The organism is Bathymodiolus azoricus thioautotrophic gill symbiont (assembly GCF_001298715.1).
In the GTDB taxonomy this organism is placed as follows: domain Bacteria; phylum Pseudomonadota; class Gammaproteobacteria; order PS1; family Pseudothioglobaceae; genus Thiodubiliella.
Map to the genome: position 1 here is coordinate 1 of NZ_CDSC02000496.1, position 1,258 is coordinate 1,258.

General features: G+C 38.1%; 2 protein-coding genes and 1 pseudogene. All 3 read left to right on the forward strand.

The features are described from left to right. A partial coding sequence (locus BAZSYMA_RS10165; protein ID WP_479385935.1) for a restriction endonuclease subunit S domain-containing protein occupies nucleotides 1–350 on the forward strand: 350 nt, incomplete at its 5' end. Continuing rightward, the gene (locus tag BAZSYMA_RS09365) at nucleotides 343–987 is read left to right on the forward strand and encodes an abortive infection family protein (RefSeq protein WP_090718458.1); all 645 of its coding nucleotides are present in this window, start codon (nucleotides 343–345) and stop codon (nucleotides 985–987) included. The genes BAZSYMA_RS10165 and BAZSYMA_RS09365, both read left to right, overlap by 8 nt. Next, a pseudogene (locus BAZSYMA_RS09370) lies at nucleotides 984–1,258 on the forward strand (hypothetical protein); the annotation flags it as partial. The gene BAZSYMA_RS09365 and the pseudogene BAZSYMA_RS09370, both read left to right, overlap by 4 nt.

A 1,258-nucleotide genomic window follows, 5' to 3' on the forward strand; every position in this document is an offset into this window, starting at 1 on the left:
TTGCTGAAAATTCCGTTTGCTCGACAGAGTTTCAAGTTTTTCAGCCTAAAAAGGAATTGTATTATGGATTTCTTTGTTTTTTATTTAAGTCTAATGAAGCTGTAGGTGAATTAGAAATGGCGGCCTCGGGAACAAGTGGCAGTCATCAACGAGTAAAATCTCAAGATATTTTAAATATAATGTTTTCAGTTCCTTCATTGGATAAAATTGAGAAATATTCACAAGAAGTGAAACCTTTGATAGAAAAGCAGCAACGGAATAATGACTATATCTGCACCCTACAATCCCTCCGTGATACCCTCCTGCCCAAACTCATGAGCGGCGAAGTCAGGATTGCTAGTAATGGATAAGCTAAAAGCCGTTATCAGGGAATATGGGCGATGGTCTGTGCTTGAGGTCTTTATTGACCGCATCGAAGCCCATATTGAAATTGATTTTAGCCACTCGCTGGAAAATGCAAAAGCCTTGTTGGAAACGGTGGGCAAAGAAATTTGTACAAGCAATTCGGTAGAACTGGGGAAAACGCCTAGTCTTAATAATGTGTTGAAAACAGCATTTTCCTCAATGGGCTATGCCAATAGTGATCTGGTTAATCAGGTTTCATCGGCTTTGGCAACCATTGGGCAACAAGTAGGTGAACTGAGAAATGAAATCGGTTTGACCTCACACGGTAAATCGCTGGAAGAGATCAAACAACGTAATAACAAAGTTGATTTGCTTACAGGAGCGTTTTTAATTGATACAATAGAGTTGGTTTCTGTTTTTTTGATTCGTAATTTTGAAACTAAACATCAACGAACGGTGCGTGAAACCTTGGTATGTTCACTGGATTCTCTGAAAGAGGAAGAATTTAACGAATCGTGGGATGATTCCTTCGGTAAATTTGTGATGGGGGATTATTCGTATCCTGCCAGTGAAATATTGTTTAATGTGGATAAGCAAGCCTACCTCAACGAGTACAAGGTTTTTGTGGAGGCAGAGGAATGAATAATCAAGAAAAAGCTTTATTAAGGAAGCAGTTCAAGCTAAAAATCCATGAGGCCAATGGGCAAGCATTTGAAGATATATTTACGACTATTATGAATTATGTTGAGTCAGATTTTCAATCAATTAAACCATGGGGGAATATAGGAGATCGAAAAAATGATGGATACATAAGATCAAAGGGCATCTTCTTTCAGGTGTTTTCGCCTGAAGAGATAACCACTTCTTATCCGAATGTCATAAAGAAATTAAACGGAGATTTTAACAAACTCTT